The 3810-nt window shown below is 69.7% G+C and carries 4 protein-coding genes; all 4 read right to left on the reverse strand.

Annotation, left to right across the window (positions count from 1 at the left end; genetic code table 11):
- Window positions 1-103: 103 nt before the first annotated feature.
- Entirely contained in the window at window positions 104-940 is an 837-nt protein-coding gene (locus tag DLJ49_RS20865; RefSeq protein WP_115395434.1) for a hypothetical protein, read from the reverse strand.
- Window positions 937-1806, reverse strand: a complete 870-nt coding sequence (locus DLJ49_RS20870; protein ID WP_115395435.1) for an MBL fold metallo-hydrolase — start codon at window positions 1804-1806, stop codon at window positions 937-939. Before DLJ49_RS20870 ends, DLJ49_RS20865 begins: the two co-directional genes overlap by 4 nt.
- A 22-nt stretch (window positions 1807-1828) precedes the next feature.
- Entirely contained in the window at window positions 1829-2572 is a 744-nt protein-coding gene (locus tag DLJ49_RS20875; RefSeq protein WP_115395436.1) for a ZIP family metal transporter, read from the reverse strand.
- Between the two features lie 242 nt (window positions 2573-2814).
- Window positions 2815-3810, reverse strand: a 996-nt coding sequence (locus DLJ49_RS20880; RefSeq protein WP_115395437.1) for an IS1380 family transposase, incomplete at its 5' end; no start/stop codon positions are given.

Below are 3810 nucleotides of genomic sequence, written 5' to 3' on the forward strand. Positions count from 1 at the left end.
CTGAAGGGCGCGAACCAGTTGCCAAAGGTCGTCGAGGGCGTCACGTTCAACGACGGCGTCGCCGCACGTGACACCGAAACCCGCGCCGCCTGATCAGGCCGTGTCACCCAAAATCGGGCATAGCTCTGCGCCCCGAGGCCGCCGACAGCATGACGATGAAGGGCGGCGCCAGCGCGGTGACTGCCAGCGCCGCCCGCGCGCCGACAAACAGGCGCAACTGGGCGTCGGTCATGATCGGGTCGATCAGGGCCGCCAGCGATCCGTCGTCATCCTCTGTATCGGGCGCTTTTTCGGGCTCGCGCAGCGTCATGAAGATGGCGGAGGCAAGCAGGAACGCCGCGCCGGCCACCGCGATGATCGCCGCCAGCGGGGCCACCGCCACCTCGAAGAGCCCGGAGGCCATCAAGAGGCCCACGCCGAAAACCGAGACAGACGCGACCGAAGCGGCGAGGCCGGTGATCGCACCCCGCCGCGTCTTGGTGATGGTGCGCGCCAGCGCGTCCTTGTAGCTGACGGACGCGGCCGAGCGCGCGACCGCCAGAACCGCGAGACAGCCAAGGATCACCGCGCCCGCCACGGCGCCCGACAGCAGCAGCGCGGCGGCCGCGATGCAGAGCGCGGCCAATCCCTGCACCGCGCTGCCCACTGCCCAGAACCGCTTGCGCTGCGGGCTCGCCTCGACGCGACGGGCCAGCGCCAGTTGCGGCAGGAGCGCGCCCGCCTCGCGCACCGGCACCAGAAGCCCGACCATCGCGCCCGGCGCCGACAGCGCCGTCAGCAGCCAGGACAGAACTAGCTTTGGGTCGATCAGCGCGTCCGCCGTCTTGGTCAGGGTTAGCGACACCACATGCACGACCCCGTTGCGCGCCTCGCCAGGCTCGATCTGCGCGGTGTCCGTGCCGGTGATCGCGCCGAAGGCGGATTTAACAGGATCGCTCATCGGGGCTCGAACTTTCCGACGGGGATCCTGAGGTAGCTGTGCCCGTCCGCCTCGGCTTCGGGCAGCCGCCCGCCACGGATGTTCACCTGAAGCGCCGCCAGCATGCGCTCCGGCAGGGGCAGGGTCGCGTCGCGCGCGTCGCGGGTGGCGATGAACTCGGCCTTGCCGATCCCGTCCTTGACATGGCGGTTGCGCAGGCGATGCTCCGCGACCGTCGCCATGTAGTCGGGCGCCGCGTCCTCAGCCGGATAGTCGTGGCCGATGTAAAGCCGCGTGCCGCCCGGCAGGTCGAGGATCGCGCGCAGCGACTGCCACAGATCCTCGGTGCTGCCGCCGGGGAAATCGGCCCGGCTGGTGCCGCTTTCGGGCATCATCAGCGTGTCATGGACGAAGGCCGCATCGCCCGCGACATAGGTGATCGAGGCCAGCGTGTGACCGGGCGAGAACATCACGCGCACGGGGATCTCGCCCACCATGAATTCGTCGCCCTCGGCGAACAGCCGGTCCCACTGCCTGCCGTCGGTGGGGAAATCGTCGCCAAGATGGTAAAGGCCCTTCCACAGCTTCTGGACGCCCGTCACCTTTTCGCCGATCGCCGTGGGCGCCCCAAGCTTTTCGGCCAGATAGGGCGCGGCCGAGAAATGATCGGCATGAGGGTGCGTGTCGAGCACCCAGACCACCTCCAGCCCTTCGACCTTTACATAGGCGAGGATCTCGTCTGCGCTTTCGGTCGTGACGGCGCCGGCCTCGGGGTAGAAATTCCAGACGGGGTCGACGATGGCGGCTCTCTTGGTCTTCGGGCAGTGGAAGACGTATTGCAGGCTTCCGGTGGGCCGGTCGAAGAAGGCGCGGACGATGGGGGACATGGGGAACTCCTGGGTCAATCGCTCAATGGGCGAGCACGAGCATCTGGAAGGCCATCATGGCCGAGAAGGCCAGGGTCACGGCGGTCGCCGCCGATCCGTGGCGAACCTTTTCCAGCGCGTCGGGGTAAAGTTCCGAAAACACCATCCAGATCATCGCGCCGGCGGCGAGGCCAAGGCCAACAGGCAGAAAGGGTCGGAAGGTTTCGACGAAGAGATAGGCGGGCGCGGCCATGATCGGCTGCGGCAGGCTGGTGAAGATCGCCCAGAGCGCGGCCTTCCAGACGGGTGAGCCGCGCGGCACCAGCACCAGCGCAATTGCCAGCCCCTCGGGCACGTTGTGGAAGGCGATGGCCGTGGTGATGTAGGTGCCGAGCCCCTCGGAGCCGGCGAAGGACACGCCGACGCCCACGCCTTCGGCAAAGGAATGCGCCGTCATGATGCCGAGGATCAAGAGCGCCTTCGCGGCGCCCGCGCCCTGCAAGTCGGCCACTTCCACGTCGCCCGCGCCCGCGAGCAACCGGTCCGCCACCACGATCGCGCCCAGCCCCGCAAGCACGCCCACCAGCGTCAGCGTGATGTCGAGCGACACGCCTTCGGCGATCAGGCTGTGGCTGGCGGCCAGCATCAGCCCGGCGGCGGCGGCGTTCGACCAGCCCATCGTCCGGTCGCCAACCTTCCTGACGAACAGGAAGGGCAGCGCGCCCGCGCCGGTCATGATCGCGGTGAGACCCGCCGCGGCGACCACGATCCAGAGGGCTGCGTCCATGCTGAGTCTACCCCGCAGTATTCACCGAATGCGTCTGAGCGGTGGATTTGGCGGTCGTGGGCTGGTTGTGAAGTCCGGTCGAGGGTTGTGCAGACCCTCCGGAGCGGCGCGACGCCTGTTGGCGGTGTGCGTGGGCCCTTCGACGCCGTGCGAGGCGGGTCCATGGGCATTATCGGTGCGCGTCGGACCGGGCCGCCGGGCTCGGCCGAGGGGGGGAGCTGGAGATGTTCAGGCGGTCGCGGTCAGGGACCGGCCCAGTGCATCCTGTCGATCCTCGGCCAGAGGAGAGCCCAGAAGGGCGCGGCGCTGCTGGAGAGCGCGAGCGTCATCCGGCGGCCCGAGAGGACGAGCCTGGCGCCGGCGCGGAGCACGCGTTCGCGCAGGCGGCGCAGGCTCCAGCCGGTGCCGGTGGCCCGGGCCATGGCGCGGCGGGCGATGTGCATCAGCTGGTAGGCCAGGATCGAGATGAGCAGGCGCACCTCGTTGCACGCGAAGGCATCGACGGCCTCGGAGCCGCTCTGCGGCCTCCGACCCCGCCAATGCGACTTCGGCCGGTTCGTCGACGAGAGCGCGGGGGCGAGGACGTCCTTGAGTTCGCCCATATGACCCTCGGCGATGCCCCGCTCGCGGTAATGCTCGAGCACCTCCCGCCGGCTCATCTCCTCGGGACGGAGCGAGGTGACCAGGAAGAAGCGGTCGAGCAGCAGGTCGTCCGCGCGCTCCTGGACGACCAGCACGACGCGGCGGGCACGGTCCCAGCTCTCGGCCTGGTAGGTGAGCGAATGCAGCCACATGCGCGGCTCGGCCGGGCGCCGGCCTGGGGGCCGCTTCATGTAGGGCGCCGCGAGACGATCGAGCGCGGGGTTGGCGCGCAGGCGCGCGACGTAGTCGATCCCGCGCTCTTCGAGGCCGGCGAGCAGCCCGGCGGAGGGAAAGCCGGCATCGATGCGCACCATCGCCACCTCGCACAGGCTGGCCTGCGCGCGATCGACCACGTCGAGGATCACCTCGATCGCGCCGTCGGCTGTGCCGACGGCACCGGGGCGCAGGCGGGCGTCGAGCATGTCGCCGGTCTCGGCCACGGAGGTGACGAGAGGGTGATAGATCCGGCCCCGGTAGTGGCCGTTCCACTCCGCCTTCGGCTGGTGGCCGTGCACCTCGATGGGCAGGCTGTCGACGTCGAGGGTCAGCCGGCGGGGACGCTTGCCACCGCGTTCCGCTCGAGCGGCCCGGGCGCC

The organism is Rhodovulum sp. 12E13, from assembly GCF_003340565.1.
Lineage (GTDB): Bacteria > Pseudomonadota > Alphaproteobacteria > Rhodobacterales > Rhodobacteraceae > HLUCCA09.